This window comes from Enterobacter sp. AC1 (assembly GCF_050434705.1).
GTDB lineage: Bacteria > Pseudomonadota > Gammaproteobacteria > Enterobacterales > Enterobacteriaceae > Enterobacter > Enterobacter cloacae_L.
Map to the genome: position 1 here is coordinate 632,020 of NZ_JBNDIZ010000002.1, position 24,493 is coordinate 656,512.

The window sequence follows — 24,493 nt, forward strand, 5'->3', positions numbered from 1 at the left end:
GGCCTGTTGCCCTCACCCCGGCCCTCTCCCGCAGGGAGAGGGAGGGAAAGATTAATCGCGTTTTTCCAGCAGGGTGCGATACAGCACGCCGCCCAGAATACCGCCGACGATTGGCATCACCCAGAACAGCCACAGCTGCTCCAGCGCCCAGCCGCCCTGGAAGATGGCGACTGCGGTACTGCGCGCCGGGTTAACGGAGGTGTTGGTGACCGGAATAGAAATCAGGTGGATGAGCGTCAATGCCAGACCAATGGCAATCGGCGCAAAACCGGCTGGCGCATGTTTGTCAGTTGCGCCGTGGATCACCAGCAGGAAGCCTGCGGTCAGCACAATTTCAATCACGATGGCAGACAGCATGGAATAGCCACCCGGAGAGTGCTCGCCGAAGCCGTTAGAGGCGAAACCACTGGCTGCCGCGTCGAAACCGGCTTTACCGCTGGCAATCACGTACAGAACGGCAGCGGCAATAATACCGCCAACCACCTGGGCGACGATATAACCGATTACCTCTTTCGCCGGGAAACGACCGCCTGCCCATAAACCTAACGTCACAGCCGGGTTAAAATGGCCGCCGGAAATATGACCCACGGCAAAGGCCATGGTTAAAACGGTTAAACCAAATGCCAGCGCGACGCCGACAAAACCAATGCCTAATTCCGGGAATGCTGCTGCCAGAACGGCGCTACCGCAGCCACCAAATACCAGCCAGAATGTACCAAAGCATTCTGCTGCTAATTTTCTAAACATAACCACCTCTAAATAATTTACCACACGCGTTCCTGCGTGTGGGTTATATCGTCAAAAAGGGATGACGACTCAAAGAGTCTCTATTTTAAAAAATAACAACACCCCTTCGCCACTTAAATAAATTAGATTGGTTTGATTTCAGGCAATGTGATGTCATTCCTTGTTCGAGCCGGCGGTAAATAGAGCATAGCTCATTTTTCAATGGGTGGATGTTGTACTGTCGTCACCACCATCCTCCCGCTATACTGCTGATAACTTGAAGGAAAAAGTGGTCATTTGTCGGGGGATTTATGCTTCTCGAACGTGTGGAAATAGTCGGGTTTCGCGGTATTAACCGTCTGTCGCTCCAGCTTGAGCAAAACAACGTCCTGATCGGCGAGAACGCGTGGGGTAAGTCCAGCCTGCTGGATGCATTGACGTTACTGCTTTCGCCCGAAGACGACCTGTATCATTTCGTTCGCGACGATTTCTGGTTCCCGCCCGGCGACGTCACGGGGCGCGAGAAGCATCTGCATATCATTCTGACGTTCCGGGAATCCGAGCCCGGCCGTCACCGCGTGCGCCGCTTCCGCCCGCTATCGCCCTGCTGGGTGCCATGCGATGATGGCTTTCACCGGATTTTCTATCGGCTGGAAGGGGAGATGGCGGAGAACGAAGGGGTGCTGACCCTGCGTGATTTTCTCGATGAGAAAGCCAACCCCATCCCGCTGGACAATATCGACGATCTGGCTCGCCACCTGATCCGCCTGACGCCGGTATTACGCCTGCGCGATGCGCGTTTTATGCGGCGCATTCGTAACGGTACCGTACCGAATATGCCTGAAGTGGAAGTGACGGCCCGCGAGCTGGATTTCCTGGCGCGAGAGCTGGTGTCGCGCCCGCAGAATCTGACCGATGGCCAAATCCGTCAGGGATTGTCCGCGATGGTACAGCTCCTGGAACACTATTTTTCCGAGCAGGGGACGTCGGCGTCACGCCATCGTCTGATGCGCCGACGTTCTCACGATGAGCAGCGAAGCTGGCGCTATCTGGACATCATTAACCGGATGATCGACCGGCCCGGCGGGCGTACGCACCGGGTGATTTTGCTGGGACTGTTTTCAACGCTTCTGCAGGCCAAAGGCACCGTTCGACTTGACCGGGACGCCCGACCGCTTCTGCTGGTGGAAGATCCCGAAACGCGCCTGCATCCCATCATGCTCTCCGTGGCATGGCATCTGCTGAATTTACTGCCGCTCCAGCGTATTACCACCACCAATTCCGGTGAGTTATTATCGCTGACGCCGGTAGAGCACGTCTGTCGTCTGGTGCGTGAATCTTCCCGCGTTTCCGCTTTCCGGCTGGGGCCCGGTGGTTTGAGCGCGGAAGACGGGCGGCGCATTGCGTTCCATATTCGCTTTAACCGGGCGTCGTCCCTTTTTGCCCGCTGCTGGCTGCTGGTGGAGGGGGAAACCGAAACCTGGGTCATCAACGAGCTGGCGCGCCAGTGCGGCCACCATTTTGATGCGGAAGGCATTAAGGTGATTGAATTCGCCCAGTCGGGATTAAAGCCGCTGATAAAATTTGCCCGCCGGATGGGGATCGAGTGGCACGTGCTGGTCGACGGCGATGAGGCGGGCAAAAAATATGCCTCGACCGTGCGTGGCCTGCTGAATAACGAGCGAGAAGAAGAGCGCGACCATTTAACCATGCTGCCCGCGATGGACATGGAGCACTTTATGTATCGTCAGGGGTTTGACGACGTTTTCCACCGAATTGCGATGGTGCCGGTCGATGTCCCGATGAACATGCGGCGCGTCATCGCCAAAGCCATTCATCGTTCTTCAAAACCGGATTTAGCCATTGAAGTGGCGACGGAAGCGGGAAGGCGGGGCGTGGAGGCGGTACCGACGCTGCTGCGCAAGATGTTCTCCCGCGTGCTGTGGCTGGCACGCGGGAAAGCGGATTAGCGTTGAGTTGCCTGAATCACCTGCTGAATCAGGCTATCCAGCAGCTCGTAGCGGCGGCGATATTCGGACCGCTTTTTGCTCGCAATCTCTTCCATGGGTTTACGCGGCATGGCAAGCGGCAGCATAAAGTTACCGTTATCCTGTTTTTCTCCCCCGATGGAGATCCAGAAACTGTCGTAATCGGCCAACAGTTTCCCCTCTTTTTTCTTGCGATAGCGCCAGCTGCGATAGATATGGGTGGCGTTACTGACGGCAACAATCTGCTCTACCGGGAAAGCGGTGCCGAGCGTCATGGCGGCTTCGACCAGCAGGCGTTTCGGGAACAGGCCATGACAGGCCTTCGTTGCGCCCTGGATCAGCTCATGAGGAACGTGCGCTTTTGCGCCCTGCAAACCGCCAATGAACAGCGTCGATTTTCCTTCGAACTGGCATAGCGTAAAGGTCATTTCCGCCAGCACCGTGTTTTGGCTGTCGCAGAAAACGAGGGTGGCTTCTCCCTCTTTATCCATAAATGCATCAGCGCACAGACGGATGGTAAATTGCTGCTCATCTTTTCCGGTTAAAGTCAGCAGAACCACGCCCTGCTTTGAAAGATAACCATTGATGAGCGTCGGCGGTAGCTGGCGGCTTATCGTCTGATAGTGCCAGGACAACGATTCCAGCGCACGCTGTCGATCCATATTCACCGTCAGCCACGGACGATGAAGGCGGCAGGGGAGACCAGGCTGAACCTGGAGCATTTGCATCAGGCGAGGATGCTTCGCCAGCTCGGACAATAGCCGGGCGGTGCTGAGCGGTGTCGTTAACGACCGTAGCATGAACTTGCGTCGATAGGCGGTTTTTTGCCACGCCAGCCCGGGAGCGATCTTGCCGAGAGCCAGGTTTTTGAAGAGCTGCCAGCCGGATGTAGGCTGCGGCAGGTTTGAAAAAGGTGTATCGACGATGGAAGACATGATAGATCCTGATCCTTTTGGAAGATCTTTATTTCATCAGGGGCAATATCAACGTCTCGTCAACAAATTATGGCGATTTCAGAGAACAGGGGTTTCGTTGAGTAGTCGTTTAGATAGAATCAACTTTTATCAATGCCAGAACATTTATTTGGAATATTTATGAACCTCAAGGGAAAACGCAGAACGCTGATTCTGCTGCTGGCGGTCGCGGTTTTAGCCGGTGGGTACTGGCTATGGCAAGTGCTTAATGCGCCTCTACCACAGTATCAGACATTAATTGTTCGCCCGGGCGAACTGCAGCAAAACGTGCTCGCGACGGGCAAGCTTGATGCCCTGCGCAAGGTTGACGTTGGCGCCCAGGTGAGCGGCCAGCTGAAAACGCTGTCGGTCGAGATTGGCGACAAGGTGAAAAAAGGCCAGCTGCTTGGCGTTATCGATCCTGAACAGGCTGAGAACCAGATTAGGGAAGTGGAAGCCACGCTGATGGAGCTGCGCGCGCAGCGTGCGCAGGCGCAGGCAGAGCGTAATCTTGCCCAGGTCACGCTGACCCGCCAGCAGGCGCTGGCGAAAACCCAGGCCATTTCGAAACAAGATTTGGATACGGCCACCACTGAGCTGGCGGTAAAACAGGCGCAGATTGGCACTATCGACGCGCAAATCAAACGCAATCAGGCCTCGCTGGATACGGCGAAAACCAACCTCGACTACACCAAAATCGTCGCACCGATGGCCGGTGAGGTCACCCAGATCACCACGCTGCAGGGCCAGACGGTGATTGCCGCCCAGCAGGCGCCAAACATCCTGACGCTGGCGGACATGAGCACCATGCTGGTCAAGGCCCAGGTCTCAGAAGCGGACGTTATCCATCTTAAACCGGGGCAAAATGCCTGGTTTACGGTGCTGGGCGACCCGCAGACGCGCTACGAAGGCGTGCTGAAAGACATCCTGCCAACGCCGGAAAAGGTTAACGACGCCATCTTCTACTATGCCCGTTTTGAAGTGCCGAACCCGCAGGGCGTGCTGCGTCTGGATATGACCGCCCAGGTGCATATCCAGTTGACCGGCGTGAAGAACGTGCTGACCATTCCGCTCTCTGCGCTGGGTGAATCCGCCGGGGAGAGCCGTTATAAAGTGAAAGTGCTGCGCAACGGGGAAACGCGCGAGCGTGAAGTGGTGATTGGCGCGCGCAACGACACCGATGTGGTGGTAGTGAAAGGGCTGGACGAGGGCGAGGAGGTTGTCACCAGCGAAAGCCTGCCCGGAGCCGCTAAATGACGGCGCTGCTTGAACTGAACGACATTCGTCGCAGCTATCCCTCCGGCGATGGCCCGGTGGAAGTGCTGAAAGGCATCTCCCTGCGCGTGGAAGCCGGCGAGATGGTGGCGATTGTCGGGGCGTCGGGTTCCGGTAAATCGACGCTGATGAACATTCTCGGGTGCCTGGATAAACCGACCAGCGGTTCCTATCGCGTGGCCGGCACGGACGTCTCCACCCTGGACGGCGACGCGCTGGCAAAGCTGCGTCGCGAACACTTTGGCTTTATCTTCCAGCGTTACCATCTGCTCTCTCACCTCAATGCGGCGCAGAACGTTGAGGTGCCTGCGGTGTATGCCGGCGTCGAGCGGAAAAAACGCCTCGAGCGCGCGCAGATGCTGCTGACGCGCCTGGGTCTGGCGGAGCGGGTGGAGTATCAGCCCTCGCAGCTTTCCGGCGGACAGCAGCAGCGCGTGAGTATTGCCCGCGCCCTGATGAACGGCGGGCAGGTGATCCTCGCGGATGAGCCAACCGGCGCGCTCGACAGCCATTCCGGAGAGGAGGTGATGGCGATCCTGCATCAGCTGCGCGATCAGGGGCACACGGTCATCATCGTTACCCACGACCCGCAGGTCGCGGCGCAGGCGGAGCGGATCGTTGAGATCCACGACGGTGAGCTGGTCAGTAACCCGCCGCCACGCCACGCCAGGGCAGCTGCGCCGAAAGAAGCGCTACCGGCATCAACCGGCTGGGGGCAGTTCTCCAGCGGCTTTCGTGAGGCGCTGACCATGGCCTGGCTGGCAATGGCGGCCAACAAAATGCGCACCCTGCTGACGATGCTCGGCATCATTATCGGTATCGCCTCGGTGGTGTCGATTGTGGTGGTGGGCGACGCGGCCAAGCAGTTAGTACTGGCAGATATCCGTGCCATCGGCACCAATACTATTGACGTCTATCCCGGCAAAGACTTTGGCGACGACGAACCGCAGTATCAGCAGGCGCTGAAATATGACGATCTGGCGGCGATTCAGAAGCAGCCGTGGGTGAACTCCGCTACGCCTGCCGTTTCGCAAAACCTGCGGCTGCGCGTGGGCAATGTTGACGTTGCCGCCAGCGCTAACGGCGTCAGCGGGGACTACTTCAAGGTCTACGGTATGACCTTCAGCGAAGGGGCCACCTTTAACGCTGAGCAGCTGGCGGGCAGGGCGCAGGTGGTGGTGCTGGACGCTAACTCGCGCAGGCAGCTCTTCCCCAATAAAGCGAATGTGGTGGGGGAAGTGATCCTGGTCGGCAACATGCCTGCCACGGTCATTGGCGTGGCGGAAGAGAAACAGTCAATGTTTGGCAGCAGCAAGATCCTGCGCGTCTGGCTGCCGTATACCACCATCTCGGGGCGGATTATGGGGCAGTCCTGGCTTAACTCCATCACCGTGCGCGTGAAGGAGGGCTACGACAGCGCGCTGGCCGAGCAGCAGCTTGAGCGGCTGTTAACCCTGCGCCACGGGAAGAAAGATTTCTTCACCTGGAATATGGACGGCCTCTTGAAAACGGCGGAAAAGACCACACGTACTCTTCAGCTGTTCCTCACGCTGGTGGCGGTCATTTCGCTGGTCGTTGGCGGCATCGGGGTGATGAATATCATGCTGGTGTCGGTGACCGAACGCACCCGAGAGATTGGCATCCGCATGGCGGTCGGGGCCAGAGCCAGCGATGTCCTGCAGCAGTTTTTGATTGAAGCGGTGCTGGTGTGTCTGGTGGGGGGCGCGATGGGTATTGCGCTCTCAATGATGATCGCGTTTGCGCTCCAGCTCTTTTTACCCGGCTGGGAAATTGGCTTCTCGCCGGTTGCCATTATTACCGCTTTTTTGTGTTCAACCTTTACCGGCATTTTGTTTGGCTGGTTGCCCGCCCGCAATGCGGCGCGGCTGGATCCGGTGGATGCGCTGGCTCGCGAATAGGCTGAAAATAAAAATGCCAGCCGATCGGGCTGGCATTTTGACTGCGGGATGTACACAATAAAACAGAGAGCTATGCAACCGTCTCTGCTTCGATGGGTACGATGAGGCTTGCATGATTGCCTTTAGGTCCCTGGTGTACATCGAACCGGACGGACTGCCCGGCTTTGAGCGTTCTGTAACCATCCATCTGAATGGTGGAATAGTGAGCGAAGATATCCTCGCCGCCGCCTTCGGGGCAGATGAAGCCAAACCCTTTGGCGTTGTTGAACCACTTAACAGTACCCATTTCCATGCTTCGACATCCTTCGTAAATCTTATAAGTTAAGATGGAATGAACCGGTGGTGGAGTGGGGGCTGTTCAAAACCTCGCCATCTCACGCTTGTACAATTTAGAGAAACGAAAGAAGTCGTCAAGCGTTTGGCGCTGGAGATGGGACAATAATCAACCAAAGTTTGAAGCAGTTAACGCTATTGCAACAGTTTGTGACAGACATCGCGGATGACAGTAATAGATGATTGTTATCTAACATCTGAGGTAGATTCAAAGTGGTTATGCAAAATGGGTAAGACCAACGACTGGCTGGATTTTGACCAGCTGGCGGAAGAGAAAGTGCGTGACGCGCTAAAACCGCCATCTATGTATAAAGTTATGTTAATGAACGATGATTACACGCCGATGGAATTTGTTATTGACGTGCTACAAAAGTTCTTTTCTTATGATGTAGAACGTGCAACGCAACTGATGCTTACCGTTCATTATCGTGGCAAAGCTATCTGCGGCATCTTCACAGCCGAAGTGGCGGAAACCAAAGTGGCGATGGTGAACGACTATGCGAGGGAGAACGAGCATCCGTTGCTGTGTACGCTGGAAAAGGCCTGATAAGGCATAAAATTGGGGGAGGTGCCTATGCTCAATCAAGAACTGGAACTCAGTTTAAACATGGCTTTCGCCAGAGCGCGTGAGCACCGACATGAGTTTATGACCGTCGAGCACCTGCTGCTCGCACTGCTTAGCAACCCATCTGCCCGCGAAGCGCTGGAAGCCTGCTCCGTGGATCTGGTGGCGCTACGTCAGGAACTCGAAGCCTTCATCGAACAAACCACACCGGTGCTGCCAGCCAGTGAAGAGGAGCGCGACACGCAGCCGACGCTCAGCTTCCAGCGCGTGCTGCAGCGCGCGGTTTTCCACGTCCAGTCTTCCGGACGTAGCGAAGTGACTGGCGCAAACGTCTTAGTCGCCATCTTCAGCGAGCAGGAGTCACAGGCTGCCTACCTGCTGCGCAAACACGAAGTCAGCCGACTCGACGTGGTTAACTTTATTTCTCACGGAACGCGTAAAGACGAGCCTAACCAGGCATCGGATTCCAGCAATCAGGTCAATAACAATGAAGAGCAAGCAGGCGGGGAGGATCGTATGGAAAACTTCACCACCAACCTTAACCAGCTTGCTCGCGTTGGCGGTATCGATCCGCTGATTGGTCGCGATAAAGAGCTGGAGCGCGCGATCCAGGTGCTGTGCCGTCGCCGCAAGAACAACCCGCTGCTGGTGGGGGAATCTGGCGTAGGTAAAACCGCGATTGCCGAAGGGCTTGCCTGGCGCATTGTGCAGGGCGACGTGCCGGAAGTGATTGCCGATTGCACCATCTATTCGCTGGATATCGGCTCGCTGCTGGCGGGCACCAAATACCGCGGAGATTTTGAAAAACGCTTCAAGGCGCTGTTAAAGCAGCTGGAGCAAGATACCAACAGCATCCTGTTTATCGATGAAATCCACACCATCATCGGCGCAGGTGCGGCCTCCGGTGGCCAGGTGGATGCCGCGAACCTGATTAAACCGCTGCTCTCCAGCGGCAAGATCCGCGTGATTGGCTCCACGACCTACCAGGAGTTCAGCAACATCTTTGAGAAAGACCGCGCGCTGGCGCGCCGCTTCCAGAAAATCGATGTGACCGAACCGTCCGTCGAGGAAACGGTGCAGATCATCAACGGCCTGAAGCCGAAGTACGAAGCGCACCACGACGTGCGTTATACCGCGAAAGCGGTGCGTGCGGCGGTGGAGCTGGCGGTGAAATACATCAACGACCGTCATCTGCCGGATAAGGCGATTGACGTGATTGATGAGGCCGGGGCGCGTGCTCGCCTGATGCCGGCGAGCAAGCGTAAGAAAACCGTTAACGTGGCGGATATTGAGTCCGTGGTGGCCCGCATTGCGCGTATCCCTGAGAAGAGCGTTTCTCAGAGCGATCGTGACACGCTGCGCACCCTCGGCAACCGCCTGAAAATGCTGGTCTTTGGGCAGGATAAAGCCATTGAGGCCTTAACCGAAGCGATCAAGATGGCCCGTGCCGGACTGGGGCATGACCACAAGCCTGTCGGTTCCTTCCTGTTCGCCGGCCCGACCGGTGTGGGTAAAACCGAGGTAACGGTTCAGCTTTCCAAAGCGCTGGGTATTGAGCTTCTGCGCTTTGATATGTCCGAGTATATGGAGCGTCACACCGTCAGCCGTTTGATTGGTGCGCCTCCGGGATACGTGGGCTTTGACCAGGGCGGTCTGCTCACCGACGCGGTGATCAAGCATCCACACGCGGTACTGCTGCTCGATGAAATCGAGAAAGCGCACCCGGACGTGTTCAACATCCTGCTGCAGGTGATGGACAACGGGACGCTGACCGACAACAACGGGCGCAAGGCGGACTTCCGCAACGTGGTGCTGGTGATGACCACCAATGCCGGGGTGCGTGAAACCGAGCGTAAATCTATCGGCCTGATCCACCAGGATAACAGCACCGATGCGATGGAAGAGATCAAGAAGATCTTCACGCCGGAGTTCCGTAACCGTCTGGACAACATTATCTGGTTCGATCACCTGTCTACCGAGGTGATCCATCAGGTGGTGGATAAGTTCATCGTCGAGCTGCAGGTTCAGCTGGATCAGAAAGGCGTGTCGCTGGAAGTGAGCCAGGAGGCCCGCAACTGGCTGGCCGAGAAAGGCTACGACCGTGCGATGGGTGCCCGTCCGATGGCGCGCGTGATTCAGGACAACCTGAAGAAACCGCTGGCGAACGAGCTGCTGTTTGGCTCGCTGGTGGACGGCGGCCAGGTGACCGTGGCGCTGGACCAGGCGAAGAACGAACTGACGTACGATTTCCAGAGCGCGGCGAAGCACAAGCCGGAAGCGGCTCACTGATGTAACTTAAATAAAAAGCCGGGTTATTTAACCCGGCTTTTTTGTGCCTGTTTTCTCCCTCTCCTCGTGGGCGAGGGTCAGGGTGAGGGCGTCAGGCCGCACTAAAATACATCTTTCCGCACGGCCACATTAAAGCCACAAATAAAAAAGGCCGGGATTATCCCGACCTTTTAAATATTCATCTGCCATTACAGGCGAAAACAATTAGCGACTACGGAAGACAATGCGGCCTTTGCTCAGGTCGTACGGGGTCAGTTCAACAGTCACTTTGTCGCCCGTCAAAATGCGGATGTAGTTTTTGCGCATTTTACCGGAGATGTGCGCAGTTACCACGTGACCGTTTTCCAGCTCTACGCGAAACATGGTATTAGGCAACGTATCAAGTACGGTACCCTGCATTTCAATATTGTCTTCTTTGGCCATCTAATCCTCTGGGGTATCACTACCAAGTTTTGAACCGGCAAGATAATGCCGAAATTCATCAATTAAGTAAAGAATTGCGCGATTAAAACGCAGCAAAACAGTTTCGGCGCATTGCCCAAGCGTCACGGTACAACCGAACAGGAAGCGCATTCGTAAAGGGGAGACAACAGGATAAACGTCAGGACGTTATCTGAAGCGAGGGTCCCAAACGGCGGCGGGGCAACAGGCAGAAGCTACTCTGCGGCATAATTATAACACCCTCAAAAAAAATATGCGGAAAACATTTAGGCATTGGGCATAAAGAGCGTTCTCGGTATCCAGAAGTCGCGCGGGAGCTTCTCCTGACGGCTGGCGTCCAGATGCTCGATGTACTGACGACGCGGGATTTCAACAGCCCCCAGAGAGGCCGTATGCTCGTTGAGCACCTGGCAATCGATCAGGCGTCCGCCGCGTTGGGCAAACGCCTGGCAGAAGACCATCAGCGCGGTTTTCGATGCGTTAACCGCGCGCGAGAACATCGACTCGCCACAAAACAGCGTCCCTTGCGCCACGCCGTACATGCCGCCGACGAGTGCGCCACCTTCCCATACTTCGATGGAGTGGGCGTAGCCAAGCTCATGGAGCTGATGGTAAGCGGTAATGATATCGCGGGTTATCCATGTCCCTTCATAGCGGTCTTCGGCACAGCCTTCAATCACCTGACCAAAGGCGTGGTTGAGGGTGACGCGGTAGGGGGATTTCGTATGGAAACGCTTCATGCTGCGGCTCAGATGAAACTGCTCTGGCCACAGCACGGCACGCGGATCGGGAGACCACCATAAAATCGGGTCGCCGGGGGAAAACCAGGGAAAGATACCGCGCTGGTAAGCCATCAATAGCCGCGCAGGACTGAGGTCACCGCCAAGTGCCAGCAGCCCATTGGGCTCACGCAGCGCCCCTTCTGGAGAAGGGAACGCGATGTTATGACGAGAAAGCTGGACCAGGCGCATGACAGCAGAACTCCAGTACGCGAGTGAGGACGCTACAAATATAGTCTACAGACGCTGTTTAAACTGGTAGTAGCGACCCTGTTTCGCCAACAGTTCTGTGTGACTACCTTGCTCAATAATGTGTCCGTTGTCCATCACAATTATCCGATCAAAACTCGCCAGCTCGCGCAGGCGGTGCGTGACCATCAGCACTGTTTTACCGCTCATCACATTTGCCAGCAAATCAAGGATTTGGCTCTCGGTGGTGGCGTCCAGTCCTTCAGTAGGTTCGTCGAGCAGCATAAGCGGGGCATCATGCAGCAGCGCCCGCGCAATCGCCAGACGACGCAGTTCCCCACCGGAGAGTTGACGGCCTCCTTCACCCAGCCAGCTGTTTAACCCATCGTCCTCCAGCAGCTTATGCAGGCCGACCTGTTCCAGCATGGCGCGAAGCGCATCATCAGAGGCTTCCGGCGCTGCCAGCAGCAGGTTATCGCGCAGGGTAGCGCTAAACAGATGCACGCGCTGCGGAACGACGCTGACGGTCTTGCGCAGTGCCTGCTCGCTGAAATCTGTCAGCAACGTATTATTGAAACGAATCTGGCCGCGCTGCGGATCCCAGGCGCGCGTCAGCAGCTGTAACAGCGTCGATTTACCGCAGCCGGTACGCCCGAGGATCGCAATCCGCTCCCCTGCGTTTACGGAGAGGGTGATGCCGTCCAGCGCGTTCTGGGCCTGCTTGTCGTAGGCAAAGGTGACATCATTAAGCGCGAGCGCAACCTGCTCTGGCACCTCTGTCTGACTGGCGCTGAATGTGACTTCAGGTTCCTGCTCGGCAATCTGAGTGATGCGCAGGGCAGAGGCGATGACCTGCCCCAGGTGCTGGAAGGCGCCCGTCACAGGTGCCAGCGCTTCAAACGCGGCGAGTGCACAAAAAACGAAGAGAGCAATCAGGGGGCCAGGCTGGGTATTACCCCCGACATTACCGGAAGCCAGCCACAGCATGGCAATTACGGCCATGCCGCCGATGAGCATCATCAGTGCCTGGGAAAAGGCCGTCAGCTCCGACTGGCGGCGCTGAGCTTCATGCCAGTTCAGCTCGGTACTTTCCATGCGCGCGCGGTAGCGCTTGCTGGCACCAAAAATGGTCAGCTCGGCCTGACCCTGAAGCCAGGAGGTTAGCTGCTGGCGGTAATCCCCGCGCAGACGCGTCAGGTTTTCGCCGGTGGATTTGCCGGCGCGGTAGAACAGCGGCGGAAGAATGATGAGCGTCAACAGCATGATCCCGCCCAGCGTGAGCGCAACGGAAACATCCAGCACGGACAGTCCCAGCGTGACCACCACAATCACCACAAACGCGCCCACTATCGGAGAGATCACGCGCAGGTAAAGGTGATCCAGCGTATCGACGTCTGCAACGACGCGGTTAAGTAACTCACCCTGGCGAAAACGCGCCAGTCCGGCAGGGGAGAGGGGCAGCAGTTTGCTGAAGGTGTAAATGCGCAGGTGCTGCAGCACGCGGAAAGTGGCGTCGTGGCTGACCAGTCGCTCGAAATAGCGCCCGGCAGTACGGGTGATGGCCGTTCCGCGAACGCCTGCAGCCGGGAGCATATAGTTGAAGCTGTATAACCCAGCGAACCCAGCAACGGCAGAGGCCGACAGGAACCAGCCAGAAAGCGTGAGCAGGCCAATGCTGGCGAGCAGCGTCACAATCGCCAGCACAATTCCCAGCGTCAGCATCCACTTGTGGCGTTTATAGAGCGCAAGATAGGGCAGCAGAGCGCGCATCAGATGTCCTCCTGACGGTTAGCCAGCAGGGTGGCAAACGGCCCCTGCGCGGCAACAAGAGAGGCGTAATCGCCTTGCTCGACGATACGGCCATTTTCCATGACCCAAATCTGATCCCAGTCGGTAATGCCCTCAAGCTGGTGGGTGACCATCAGGGTCGTTTGCTGCAGGGAGGCGGCATTCAGGGCCTCCATTACGCGCTGCTCGCTGTGTGCGTCCAGGCTGGCTGCGGGCTCATCCAGCAGCATCAGCTGGCATGGGTTCAGCAGCGCGCGGGCAACGGCCACACGCTGCGCCTGTCCGACCGACAGCCCGGCGGACTGGTCGCCGACGACGGTATCCACCCCATGCGGAAGCAGCGGCAGAAACTCGCTGACCCAGGCGCGGTCGAGAACCGATTGCAGTTCATCTTCACGCGCATCCGGGCGTGCCAGGAGCACGTTCTCGCGCAGCGTAGAAGCCGGTAGCTGCGGGTTTTGTCCTACCCAGCTGAGCTGTTTACGCCAGGCATCAGGATCGAGGTTGCGCAGTTCGGTTTTGTTTATCCGCAGTGAGCCGGTGTAGGCCATAAAACCGGATAGCGCATTCAGCAGCGAGCTTTTCCCTGAACCGCTGATGCCGACGAGCACCACGCGCTTTCTGGCTGGCAGGGTAAAGTTCAGCGGGCCTGCCAGCACCTTACCTTCAGGCGAGAGGATGCAAAAATCACTCGCCTCAAGAGTCACAGGCTCTTTAGCATTCAGCGTCACGTCGCCCCGCTCAGGGTGCGCCAGCGGCGTTTCCAGGAAGGTTTTCAGACTGTCGGCTGCGCCAACCGCCTGCGCTTTGGCGTGATAGAAGGTCCCCAGATCGCGAAGCGGCTGAAAAAACTCCGGAGCCAGAATCAGCGCCAGGAAACCGGCGGAAAGGGTTACCGCGGTGCCGTAATGGCCAAAATCGAGCGCGCCGAGATAGGAGAAGCCGAAGTAGACCGCCACAAGGGCAATCGACAGCGAGGTAAAGAATTCCAGTACGCCTGAGGACAAGAAGGCGAGGCGTAACACTTCCATGGTGCGCTGGCGGAAGTCCTGGGATGCCTGGCGAATGTTTTCGGTTTCCGCTTCACCGCGGCCAAAAATGCGTAACGTCTCCATGCCGCGCAGACGGTCAAGGAAATGGCCGCTTAAGCGACCCAGTGCCAGGAAGTTACGGCGGTTGGCATCCGCTGCCCCCATTCCGACCAGCGCCATAAATAGCGGGATCAGCGGGGCGGTGCCCATCAGAATCAGCGCAGCCATCCAGTTCACCGGGAAGATGGCAATCACAATCAGCAGCGGAACAAAGACGGCAAGGGCCATCTGCGGCAGATAGCGCGCATAGTAGTCGTGCATATCGTCAATCTGCTCAAGGATCAGCGTCGCCCAGCTTCCGGCCGGTTTTCCCTGGATCCACGCGGGCCCGGCTTCCTGAAGCCTGTCGAGCACCTGACGGCGGATCTCGTAGCGGATATGCTGTCCGGCGTGGAAACCGACACGCTCACGCAGCCACACCACCCAGGCGCGCAGGATAAAAATCAGGATCAGGACAATAAAGGGCAGCAGGAGTGCCTCGCGTGGGATGTTCTCCATGATCATGTGATTAAGAATGCGGGCCAGCAGCCATGCCTGGGCAACAATCAACAGACCGCTAACGAATCCCAGGAGACGGGAAATCGTAAGCCAGCGGCGGGAAATAACGCTTTGCTGTTTCAGCCAGCGTGTTAACTCTTGTTGACGGGTTTTTTCCATTGCGTACTTTGCAGGTGACGTTATTAGAAGTTGGGCAGCGCAATGTTACAACGGGGAGACAATAAAGGCGACTTATCGCCGCCTTTATTTACGTTTGTTACTGACTTGTAAAGATTATTTACCTTGTTCAGCCAGTCTATCGAGGTAGCGTTCAGCGTCCAGCGCGGCCATACAGCCGGTGCCCGCAGAGGTAATCGCCTGACGATAAATGTGGTCCATTACGTCGCCGGCCGCGAACACGCCCGGGATGCTGGTTTGGGTCGCGTTACCGTGAATGCCGGACTGCACTTTAATGTAGCCGTTTTCCAGCTCCAGCTGACCGTCGAAGATGGCGGTGTTCGGGCTGTGACCGATTGCCACAAACAGGCCCGCCACTTCCAGCGTTTCTACGTTGTCGCTGTTTTGAGTATCACGGATACGCAGACCGGCAACGCCCATCTGATCGCCCGTGACTTCTTCGAGGGTACGGTTGGTGTGCAGCACGATGTTGCCGCTTGCCACTTTATCCATCAGGCGTTTGATCAGGATCTTCTCCGCGCGGAAAGTGTCGCGACGGTGGATCAAATGCACTTCTGAGGCAATGTTCGCCAGGTACAGCGCTTCTTCGACTGCGGTGTTGCCGCCGCCGATGACCGCGACCTTCTGATTGCGGTAAAAGAAACCGTCACAGGTTGCGCAGGCAGAGACGCCGCGGCCTTTGAACGCTTCTTCGGATGGCAGACCGAGGTAACGCGCAGAGGCACCGGTGGCGACGATCAGCGCGTCACAGGTGTATTCGCCGCTATCACCCGTCAGGCGGAACGGACGGTTCTGCAGATCGACCTTGTTAATGTGGTCGAACAGAATTTCGGTTTCGAATTTGGCGGCATGCTCGTGCATACGTTCCATCAGCAGCGGCCCGGTCAGGTCGTTCGGATCGCCTGGCCAGTTTTCCACTTCGGTGGTGGTGGTCAGCTGACCGCCTTTTTCCATGCCGGTGATGAGTACCGGTTGCAGATTAGCGCGTGCAGCATAGACCGCTGCGGTATATCCCGCAGGTCCAGAACCAAGGATTAGCAGCTTACTGTGTTTGGCCGTGCCCATGAGATCCCCATTGTTGTTGGCAGACATTTGGCTGGATTGTAGGGAATTTGTTGTCGTAAAAAAAGAGCGCAGCAATTTTGTTATCAATCCGTGTAATAGCCACTGACGATGAATGACGCGCGATAACATCAGTCTTTCGCCTGAAAATCGGTCGTTTGTAAGGCAATAAAATGAGGATTAATACCCTGCCGTAATGAATATCCGGCATGTTGTACTAAAAAACGATGTTTTGCTTTGACAATCCCCTGCGCTTTTGCGAAAACATTCAAGGAAGAAAAAAAACCGCGTTAACCGTATGCCGCATAGGCATGCACGTAAATGCCATTTTTACCGGGTCAGTGAAATCTACGCATGGCGTGGACAGACGCCATGCGTGATGTCGGTGACTGCCTTCGGGCAACGGTCTTCTTACCAACAGAACCCGAATCCGCATCGCGTCTAATACAAAACCAGGCGATGTGATGACTAACGGGTACAGGCTCTGAACAGTGATGTGCACAGGGTCCAGGCAGGAGTAGGGAAGGAATACAGAGAGACAATAATAATGGTAGATAGCAAGAAGCGCCCTGGCAAAGATCTCGACCGTATCGATCGTAACATTCTTAATGAATTGCAAAAGGATGGGCGTATTTCCAACGTCGAGCTTTCAAAACGTGTGGGACTTTCCCCGACGCCGTGCCTTGAGCGTGTGCGCCGACTGGAAAGACAGGGTTTTATTCAGGGCTATACGGCTCTGCTGAACCCGCATTATCTGGATGCCTCACTTCTGGTATTTGTTGAGATTACTCTGAATCGTGGTGCGCCGGATGTGTTTGAGCAATTTAACGCCGCTGTACAAAAACTTGAAGAAATTCAAGAGTGTCACCTGGTTTCCGGTGATTTCGACTACCTGTTGAAAACCCGTGTGCCTGATATGTCCGCCTACCGTAAGCTGCTGGGGGAAACCCTGCTGCGTCTGCCAGGCGTGAACGACACCCGTACATATGTGGTGATGGAAGAGGTCAAACAGAGCAATCGTCTGGTTATTAAGACGCGCTAACACGGAACAGGTGCAAAATCAGCGTAGTTTGATTACACTCCTGTTAATCCATACAGCAACAGTGCCGGGGAGTCCCGGCGCTGTTGTCCGTTTTAGCAAACAGGCAGGATATGCCTGATACCTGGAGAGCCTTTCTTGAGCCAGGAATACACTGAAGACAAAGAAGTCACACTATCGAAGCTAAGCAGCGGACGTCGTCTCCTCGAGGCTTTGCTGATTGTTATTGCCCTTTTTGCCGTCTGGCTGATGGCAGCCTTACTCAGTTTCAACCCCTCAGATCCCAGCTGGTCACAAACTGCATGGCATGAGCCTATTCATAACTTAGGCGGCGTACCCGGTGCCTGGCTTGCGGACACGCTATTTTTCATTTTCGGTGTGATGGCCTACACCCTTCCGGTCATTATCATTGGCGGATGCTGGTTTGCGTGGCGTCATCGTCAGAACGATGATTACATCGACTATTTCGCCGTATCGCTGCGCCTGATTGGCGCGCTGGCGCTGATCCTCACCTCATGTGGTCTGGCGGCGATCAATGCGGATGATATCTGGTACTTCGCCTCGGGCGGGGTGATTGGCAGCCTGTTGAGTTCTGCGCTGCAGCCGATGCTTCACAGCAGCGGCGGCACGCTGGCGCTGCTGTGCATCTGGGCGGCGGGGCTGACGTTATTCACCGGCTGGTCCTGGGTAAGCATTGCCGAGAAAATTGGCAGTTTTATCCTCACTATTCTGACCTTCGCCAGCAACCGTACCCGCCGTGACGATACGTGGGTTGATGAAGATGAATACGAAGATGAAGAGGAAGACGATGCGCCTGTGCAGCGTCGCGAGTCTCGTCGTGCTCGAATTCTGCGCGGCGCGCTGGCGCGTCGCCAGCGTGTTGCGGAGAAATTTGCTAACCCGCTAGGCCGTAAAACCGATGCGGCGCTCTTCTCGGGTAAACGCATGGATGAAGACGAGCAGGTGGCGTACCGCGCTGCGGGTGCTGCCGTCGATCCTGACGATGTGCTCTTCTCCGGCAATCGTGCCACGCCCGGTGACTTTGACGAATACGATCCGCTGTTAAACGGCCACTCGGTCACCGAGCCGGTTGCAGCCGCCGCAGCCGCGACGACCGCTGCGCAGGCCTATGCCGCGCCTGTTGAAGCCGTGATGCCGTCTGCGCCGGTTTCACCGCCGGACTCCGTTATTCAGCAGCCGCAGGTTGACTGGCAGACTGCCCCGGGTGTTCACACCCCGGAACCGGTCATTGCGCCTGAACCAGAAAGCTATATTCCCGTGCAGCAGGAGCAGTGGCAGCAACCTTATCAGCCGCCGCAGCCTGCGTATGAACCACAAAGCTATCCACAAGACGAGCAGCCTGTGGCCCAACCGTATCAGGAGTATGTACCTGAACCGGTTGAACCTGTGCAGCCTTATGCCGCACCGCAGCCTGAGCCTGAGCCTGAGCCCGAAATCGTGGAAGAGGTGAAGCCCGCCCGTCCACCGCTGTACTATTTTGAAGAAGTCGAAGAGCGACGAGCGCGTGAACGCGAGCAGCTGGCGGCCTGGTACCAGCCGGTGCCTGAACCGGTGCAGGAACCCGTTTCGAAAGCGCCTTCAGTTTCAGTTCCGCCGGTCGACCCGACGCCTGTTGTTGCACCCGTAGCGGAAAGCGTGAAGCAGGCTACCGCGGCCGCTGCCGTGGCTGCACCTGTCTTTAGCCTTGCAACAGGGGGCGCACCACGTCCTCAGGTGAAGGAGGGGATTGGTCCGCAACTGCCTCGCCCAAACCGCGTTCGCGTTCCAACCCGCCGAGAGCTTGCCTCTTATGGTATCAAGCTGCCTTCCCAGCGCATGGCCGAAGAGAAAGCGCGCGCGCCTGAGTACGAAGATGACGTCGATGAAATGCAGCAGGACGAGCTGGCCCGCCAGTTTGCTGCGCAGCAGAATCAACGCTACGGTGAGGAATATCAGCACGATGAGCCTGTGCTGGAAGACGAAGATGACGCGGCAGAAGCCGAATTAGCGCGCCAGTTTGCCGCTACCCAGCAGCAGCGCTATTCCGGTGAACAACCTGCGGGCGCAAATCCGTTCTCGCTGTCGGATTTTGAATTCTCGCCGATGAAAGATCTGGTGGATGATGGCCCGAGCGAGCCGTTATTTACCCCTAGCGTGATGCCGGACGTTGAACCTGTGCGCCAGCAACCCGCTCCTGCACAGCAGTCCTATGCCCCACAGCCTCAGCAGCCGGCTCCGCAGGCTTACGCGCAGCCGCAGCAGCCGCCGCAGTTCCAGCAGCCTGCGCCTCAGCCGCAGGAGAGCCTGATTCACCCGCTGCTGATGCGTAACGGTGACAGCCGTCCGCTGCAGCGTCCAAGCACACCGCTGCCGTCGCTGGATCTGTTAACGCCGCCGCCGTCAGAAGTGGAGCCGGTCGATACCTTCGCGCTCGAACAAATGGCGCGTCTGGTCGAAGCCCGTCTGGCTGACTTCCGCATCAAGGCGGACGTGGTGAACTACTCGCCGGGCCCTGTGATCACGCGTTTTGAACTGAATCTGGCGCCTGGCGTAAAAGCCGCGCGTATTTCTAACCTGTCACGAGACCTGGCGCGTTCCCTGTCGACCGTGGCGGTACGTGTGGTGGAAGTGATCCCGGGTAAGCCCTATGTTGGTCTTGAGCTGCCGAACAAGAAACGTCAGACCGTTTACCTGCGTGAAGTGCTGGATAACACCAAGTTCCGCGATAACCCGTCCCCGCTGACCGTGGTGCTGGGTAAGGATATCGCTGGCGATCCGGTCGTGGCAGATCTCGCGAAAATGCCTCACCTGCTGGTTGCCGGTACCACCGGTTCCGGTAAGTCCGTCGGTGTGAACGCCATGATCCTCAGCATGCTCTATAAAGCGCAGCCGGAAGATGTGCGTTTCATCATGATCGACCCGAAAATGCTCGAACTGTCGGTCTACGAAGGTATCCCGCATCTGCTGACCGAAGTTGTGACCGATATGAAAGATGCCGCCAACGCCCTGCGCTGGAGCGTCAATGAGATGGAGCGCCGCTACAAGCTGATGTCTGCGCTGGGCGTGCGTAACCTGGCCGGTTATAACGAGAAAATCGCCCAGGCGATGCGCATGGGGCGTCCGATTCCTGATCCTTACTGGAAGCCGGGTGATAGCATGGATGCCCAGCATCCGGTGCTGGAAAAACTGCCTTATATTGTCGTGCTGGTCGATGAATTCGCCGACCTGATGATGACCGTCGGTAAGAAAGTGGAAGAGCTGATTGCCCGTCTGGCGCAGAAAGCGCGTGCGGCCGGTATTCACCTTGTGCTGGCGACGCAGCGTCCTTCCGTGGACGTTATTACCGGCCTTATCAAAGCGAACATCCCGACGCGTATCGCCTTTACCGTATCAAGTAAAATCGACTCCCGTACCATCCTTGACCAGGGCGGCGCTGAGTCGCTGCTTGGGATGGGTGACATGCTCTATTCCGGCCCGAACTCCACCTCTCCGGTGCGTGTTCACGGTGCGTTCGTCCGCGATGAGGAAGTTCACGCCGTGGTGCAGGACTGGAAAGCGCGCGGTCGCCCGCAATACGTTGACGGTATTACCAGCGACACGGAAAGCGAAGGCGGCGGCGGTGGCTTCGACGGTGGGGAAGAGCTGGATCCGTTATTCGATCAGGCAGTTAACTTTGTTACCGAAAAACGTAAAGCGTCCATCTCTGGCGTACAGCGCCAGTTCCGAATCGGCTATAACCGCGCGGCGCGTATCATCGAACAGATGGAAGCGCAGGGCATTGTGAGCGAGCAGGGGCATAACGGTAACCGTGAGGTGCTGGCTCCGCCGCCGTTTGATTAACCTTCAGCGATTGCAAAGAAGGGTAAATCAGCCAAAATTAAGCATTTTCTTCTGTCGCCTGCCTTCGGGCAGGTCCAGAATAGAAGACGGAAACCCCATATCGGGAAGACGTATTTTAAGGAATAACAATGAAAAAAATCGCCATCGCCTGTGCATTACTCACCAGTTTTGTCGCCAGCAGCGTCTGGGCTGATGCAGCCAGCGACCTTAAAAGCCGACTGGATAAAGTAAGCAGCTTCCACGCCAGCTTCACGCAAAAAGTGACTGACGGCAGCGGCAATGCGGTGCAGGAAGGTCAGGGAGATTTGTGGGTAAAACGCCCAAATCTGTTTAACTGGCACATGACCCAGCCGGATGAGAGTATCCTGGTATCTGACGGTAAAACGCTGTGGTTCTTTAACCCGTTCGTTGAGCAGGCAACCGCGACATGGCTGAAAGATGCCACCAGCAATACGCCGTTTATGCTGATTGCCCGCAACCAGTCCAGCGACTGGCAGCAGTACAATATTAAGCAGACCGGTGACGAGTTCGTTCTGACGCCGAAAGGCAGCAACGGTAACCTGAAGCAGTTCACCATTAACGTAAGCACTAACGGTACCATTAATCAGTTCGGCGCGGTTGAGCAGGACGATCAGCGCAGCAGCTACCAGCTCAAATCTCAGCAGAACGGCGCCGTTGATGCATCGAAATTCACCTTTACCCCGCCGCAGGGCGTAACGGTGGACGACCAACGTAAGTAAGAGGCGTGAGTGAGCAATCTGTCGCTCGATTTTTCAGATAACGCGTTTCAACCTCTGGCCGCTCGCATGCGGCCAGAAAATTTAGCGCAGTACATCGGCCAGCAACACCTGCTGGCTGCCGGTAAGCCATTGCCGCGCGCCATTGAGGCCGGGCATCTCCACTCGATGATCCTCTGGGGGCCCCCTGGCACCGGCAAAACTACGCTCGCCGAAGTGATCGCCCGCTATGCAAACGCGGACGTTGAACGCATCTCGGCAGTGACGTCCGGCGTGAAGGAGATCCGCGAAGCGATCGAGCGTGCGCGACAAAACCGCAATGCCGGGCGTCGAACTATCCTTTTCGTGGACGAAGTCCACCGCTTTAATAAAAGCCAGCAGGATGCCTTCCTGCCGCACATTGAAGATGGCACGATCTTCTTCATCGGCGCGACCACCGAAAACCCGTCGTTTGAGCTGAACTCAGCGCTGCTTTCCCGCGCGCGCGTTTACCTGCTCAAATCACTGACTACTGAGGATATCGAAAAAGTTCTCACCCAGGCGATGGATGACAAAGCGCGCGGCTACGGTGGGCAGGACATTGTTCTGCCTGACGACACGCGGCGTGCGATTGCGGAGTTGGTCAACGGTGATGCGCGTCGGGCGCTGAACACGCTGGAGATGATGGCCGATATGGCCGAGGTCGACGATGCCGGCAAGCGGGTGCTGAAGCAGGAACTGCTCACCGAAATTGCCGGGGAGCGCAGCGCGCGCTTCGATAATAAAGGCGACCGTTTTTACGACCTGATCTCGGCGCTGCACAAGTCCGTGCGCGGCAGCGCGCCGGATGCGGCCCTGTACTGGTACGCCCGCATTATCACTGCCGGTGGCGATCCGCTGTACGTTGCGCGCCGCTGCCTGGCGATTGCCTCAGAAGATGTCGGCAATGCTGACCCTCGCGCCATGCAGGTCGCGCTGTCGGCATGGGACTGTTTCACACGCGTAGGCCCAGCGGAAGGCGAACGCGCGATTGCGCAGGCGATTGTTTATCTGGCCTGTGCGCCGAAAAGCAATGCCGTCTACACCGCGTTTAAAGCGGCGATGTCCGACGCGCGTGAACGTCCGGACTACGATGTGCCGGTTCACCTGCGTAACGCGCCGACCAAACTGATGAAAGAGATGGGTTATGGGCAGGAGTACCGTTACGCTCATGATGAACCCAATGCCTATGCTGCCGGTGAGGAATATTTCCCGCAGGAGATGGCACAAACGCGCTATTATCACCCCACAAACAGAGGTCTTGAAGGCAAGATTGGTGAAAAGCTCACCTGGCTTGCCGGACAGGATCAAAATAGCCCTATAAAACGCTACCGTTAGCTCAGTCGTTGCGGTAATGTTGGCAATGTATACCCGTTATATTGTGGCCGCAGGCTGTGGTCACATTTTCCTATTTAATTCGATAAGCACAGGATAAGCATGCTCGATCCCAATCTGCTGCGTAATGAGCCAGACGCAGTCGCTGAAAAACTGGCACGCCGGGGCTTTAAGCTGGATGTAGATAAGCTGCGCGCTCTTGAAGAGCGTCGTAAAGTTCTGCAGGTACAAACTGAAAATCTGCAGGCAGAGCGTAATTCTCGATCGAAATCCATCGGCCAGGCGAAAGCGCGCGGGGAAGATATTGAGCCATTACGCCTGGAAGTGAACAAACTGGGTGAAGAACTGGATCAGGCGAAAGCTGAACTGGATGTTCTTCAGGCCGAAATTCGTGATATTGCCCTGGCTATCCCGAATATTCCTGACGACAGCGTTCCTGTCGGTAAAGATGAAAACGACAACGTTGAAGTGAAACGCTGGGGCACGCCTCGTGAGTTTGACTTCGAAGTGCGCGATCACGTGACGCTGGGCGAAATGCACGCGGGCCTGGACTTTGCGGCAGCGGTGAAGCTGACCGGTTCTCGCTTCGTGGTGATGAAAGGCCAGATTGCCCATCTGCACCGCGCGCTGGCGCAGTTCATGCTGGATCTGCACACCGAACAGCACGGCTACAGCGAAACCTATGTTCCGTATCTGGTCAACCACGATACGCTGTACGGTACGGGTCAGTTGCCGAAATTTGCCGGCGATCTTTTCCACACCCGTCCGCTGGACGAGGAAGCGGACAGCAGCAACTACGCGCTGATCCCAACGGCGGAAGTACCGCTGACCAACCTCGTGCGCGATGAGATCATCGACGAAGACGACCTGCCAATTAAGCTGACGGCACATTCACCGTGCTTCCGTTCTGAAGCAGGATCTTACGGTCGTGACACGCGCGGTCTGATCCGTATGCACCAGTTCGACAAAGTTGAGATGGTGCAGATCGTCCGTCCTGAAGAATCTATGGACGCGCTGGAAGAGATGACCGGTCACGCGGAGAAAGTGCTGGAGCTGCTGGGTCTGCCGTACCGTCGTATGGCCCTGTGCACGGGTGATATGGGCTTTGGCGCCTGCAAAACCTTCGATCTGGAAGTGTGGGTACCTGCGCAGAACACCTACCGTGAAATCTCCTCCTGCTCTAACGTCTGGGATTTCCAGGCGCGTCGCATGCAGGCACGCTGCCGCAGCAAATCTGACAAGAAAACCCGTCTGGTGCATACCCTGAACGGTTCTGGTCTGGCTGTTGGCCGTACGCTGGTTGCCGTGCTGGAAAACTACCAGCAGGCAGATGGCCGCATCGAGATCCCTGAAGTGCTGCGTCCATACATGAAAGGCCAGCAGTACATTGGCTAATTATTTGCCTCAAAACAAAAAAGCGCCTGCGGGCGCTTTTTTTATGCCTCTGAATT

18 protein-coding genes are annotated in these 24,493 nt (G+C 56.7%); 10 read left to right on the forward strand and 8 right to left on the reverse strand.

The window, feature by feature from the left end; translation table 11 throughout:
• Window positions 1-51 precede the first annotated feature (51 nt).
• Window positions 52-747 (reverse strand): aquaporin Z, encoded by a 696-nt coding sequence (gene aqpZ / locus M2433_RS07905; protein ID WP_025756038.1) that lies wholly within the window; start codon window positions 745-747, stop codon window positions 52-54.
• Window positions 748-1,037: 290 nt separating this feature from the next.
• On the opposite strand from aqpZ, the gene M2433_RS07910 reads away from it, so the two are divergent.
• Window positions 1,038-2,696 carry an ATP-dependent endonuclease gene (locus M2433_RS07910; RefSeq protein WP_429053229.1) on the forward strand — a complete coding sequence of 553 codons (1,659 nt, stop codon included), beginning with the start codon at window positions 1,038-1,040 and terminating at the stop codon, window positions 2,694-2,696.
• Here M2433_RS07910 and M2433_RS07915 read toward each other — a convergent pair.
• On the reverse strand, window positions 2,693-3,649 hold the full coding sequence (locus M2433_RS07915; RefSeq protein ID WP_429053228.1) for a VirK/YbjX family protein: 957 nt from the start codon (window positions 3,647-3,649) through the stop codon (window positions 2,693-2,695). The genes M2433_RS07910 and M2433_RS07915 overlap by 4 nt on opposite strands.
• Before the next feature lie 159 nt (window positions 3,650-3,808).
• Here M2433_RS07915 and macA point away from each other — a divergent pair, with 159 nt between their 5' ends.
• Window positions 3,809-4,924 (forward strand): macrolide transporter subunit MacA, encoded by a 1,116-nt coding sequence (macA, locus tag M2433_RS07920; RefSeq protein WP_429053227.1) that lies wholly within the window; start codon window positions 3,809-3,811, stop codon window positions 4,922-4,924.
• Entirely contained in the window at window positions 4,921-6,861 is a 1,941-nt protein-coding gene (macB, locus tag M2433_RS07925; RefSeq protein WP_429053226.1) for a macrolide ABC transporter ATP-binding protein/permease MacB, read from the forward strand. The genes macA and macB overlap by 4 nt, the downstream gene beginning before the upstream one ends.
• A 70-nt stretch (window positions 6,862-6,931) precedes the next feature.
• Here macB and cspD read toward each other — a convergent pair whose 3' ends face one another.
• Window positions 6,932-7,153 carry a cold shock-like protein CspD gene (cspD, locus tag M2433_RS07930; protein WP_008499993.1) on the reverse strand — a complete coding sequence of 74 codons (222 nt, stop codon included), beginning with the start codon at window positions 7,151-7,153 and terminating at the stop codon, window positions 6,932-6,934.
• A gap of 267 nt (window positions 7,154-7,420) precedes the next feature.
• On the opposite strand from cspD, the gene clpS reads away from it, so the two are divergent.
• The gene (clpS, locus tag M2433_RS07935) at window positions 7,421-7,741 is read left to right on the forward strand and encodes an ATP-dependent Clp protease adapter ClpS (protein WP_047346928.1); all 321 of its coding nucleotides are present in this window, start codon (window positions 7,421-7,423) and stop codon (window positions 7,739-7,741) included.
• Window positions 7,742-7,768: 27 nt separating this feature from the next.
• Window positions 7,769-10,048: an ATP-dependent Clp protease ATP-binding subunit ClpA gene (clpA, locus tag M2433_RS07940; RefSeq protein WP_008499992.1), complete on the forward strand. Its 2,280-nt coding sequence runs from the start codon at window positions 7,769-7,771 to the stop codon at window positions 10,046-10,048.
• A gap of 204 nt (window positions 10,049-10,252) precedes the next feature.
• On the opposite strand, the gene infA is transcribed toward clpA, so the two are convergent.
• The 5 genes from infA to trxB form a co-directional block, all read right to left on the reverse strand.
• Window positions 10,253-10,471: a translation initiation factor IF-1 gene (gene infA, locus M2433_RS07945; protein WP_002211347.1), complete on the reverse strand. Its 219-nt coding sequence runs from the start codon at window positions 10,469-10,471 to the stop codon at window positions 10,253-10,255.
• A gap of 284 nt (window positions 10,472-10,755) precedes the next feature.
• Window positions 10,756-11,460: a leucyl/phenylalanyl-tRNA--protein transferase gene (gene aat / locus M2433_RS07950; RefSeq protein WP_429053225.1), complete on the reverse strand. Its 705-nt coding sequence runs from the start codon at window positions 11,458-11,460 to the stop codon at window positions 10,756-10,758.
• Window positions 11,461-11,505: 45 nt separating this feature from the next.
• Window positions 11,506-13,227, reverse strand: coding sequence for a heme ABC transporter ATP-binding protein/permease CydC (gene cydC, locus M2433_RS07955; RefSeq protein ID WP_429053224.1), 1,722 nt, complete (start codon window positions 13,225-13,227; stop codon window positions 11,506-11,508).
• A complete protein-coding gene (gene cydD / locus M2433_RS07960; RefSeq protein WP_429053222.1) occupies window positions 13,227-14,993 on the reverse strand; it encodes a heme ABC transporter permease/ATP-binding protein CydD in 1,767 nt (588 codons plus the stop codon). Before cydD ends, cydC begins: the two co-directional genes overlap by 1 nt.
• Before the next feature lie 114 nt (window positions 14,994-15,107).
• Window positions 15,108-16,076 (reverse strand): thioredoxin-disulfide reductase, encoded by a 969-nt coding sequence (gene trxB / locus M2433_RS07965; RefSeq protein ID WP_429053221.1) that lies wholly within the window; start codon window positions 16,074-16,076, stop codon window positions 15,108-15,110.
• Window positions 16,077-16,620: 544 nt separating this feature from the next.
• Between trxB and lrp the strand changes: the two genes are divergently transcribed.
• The 5 genes from lrp (at window position 16,621) to serS (ending at window position 24,437) form a co-directional block, all read left to right on the forward strand.
• The gene (gene lrp / locus M2433_RS07970; RefSeq protein ID WP_000228469.1) at window positions 16,621-17,115 is read left to right on the forward strand and encodes a leucine-responsive transcriptional regulator Lrp; all 495 of its coding nucleotides are present in this window, start codon (window positions 16,621-16,623) and stop codon (window positions 17,113-17,115) included.
• A gap of 135 nt (window positions 17,116-17,250) precedes the next feature.
• A complete protein-coding gene (locus tag M2433_RS07975) occupies window positions 17,251-20,952 on the forward strand; it encodes a DNA translocase FtsK 4TM domain-containing protein (protein ID WP_429053219.1) in 3,702 nt (1,233 codons plus the stop codon).
• Between the two features lie 128 nt (window positions 20,953-21,080).
• Entirely contained in the window at window positions 21,081-21,692 is a 612-nt protein-coding gene (lolA, locus tag M2433_RS07980) for an outer membrane lipoprotein chaperone LolA (protein WP_047346922.1), read from the forward strand.
• 9 nt (window positions 21,693-21,701) lie between these two features.
• A complete protein-coding gene (gene rarA / locus M2433_RS07985; RefSeq protein ID WP_429053218.1) occupies window positions 21,702-23,045 on the forward strand; it encodes a replication-associated recombination protein RarA in 1,344 nt (447 codons plus the stop codon).
• A 99-nt stretch (window positions 23,046-23,144) separates the two neighbouring features.
• On the forward strand, window positions 23,145-24,437 hold the full coding sequence (gene serS / locus M2433_RS07990; RefSeq protein WP_008499983.1) for a serine--tRNA ligase: 1,293 nt from the start codon (window positions 23,145-23,147) through the stop codon (window positions 24,435-24,437).
• Window positions 24,438-24,493 lie beyond the last annotated feature (56 nt).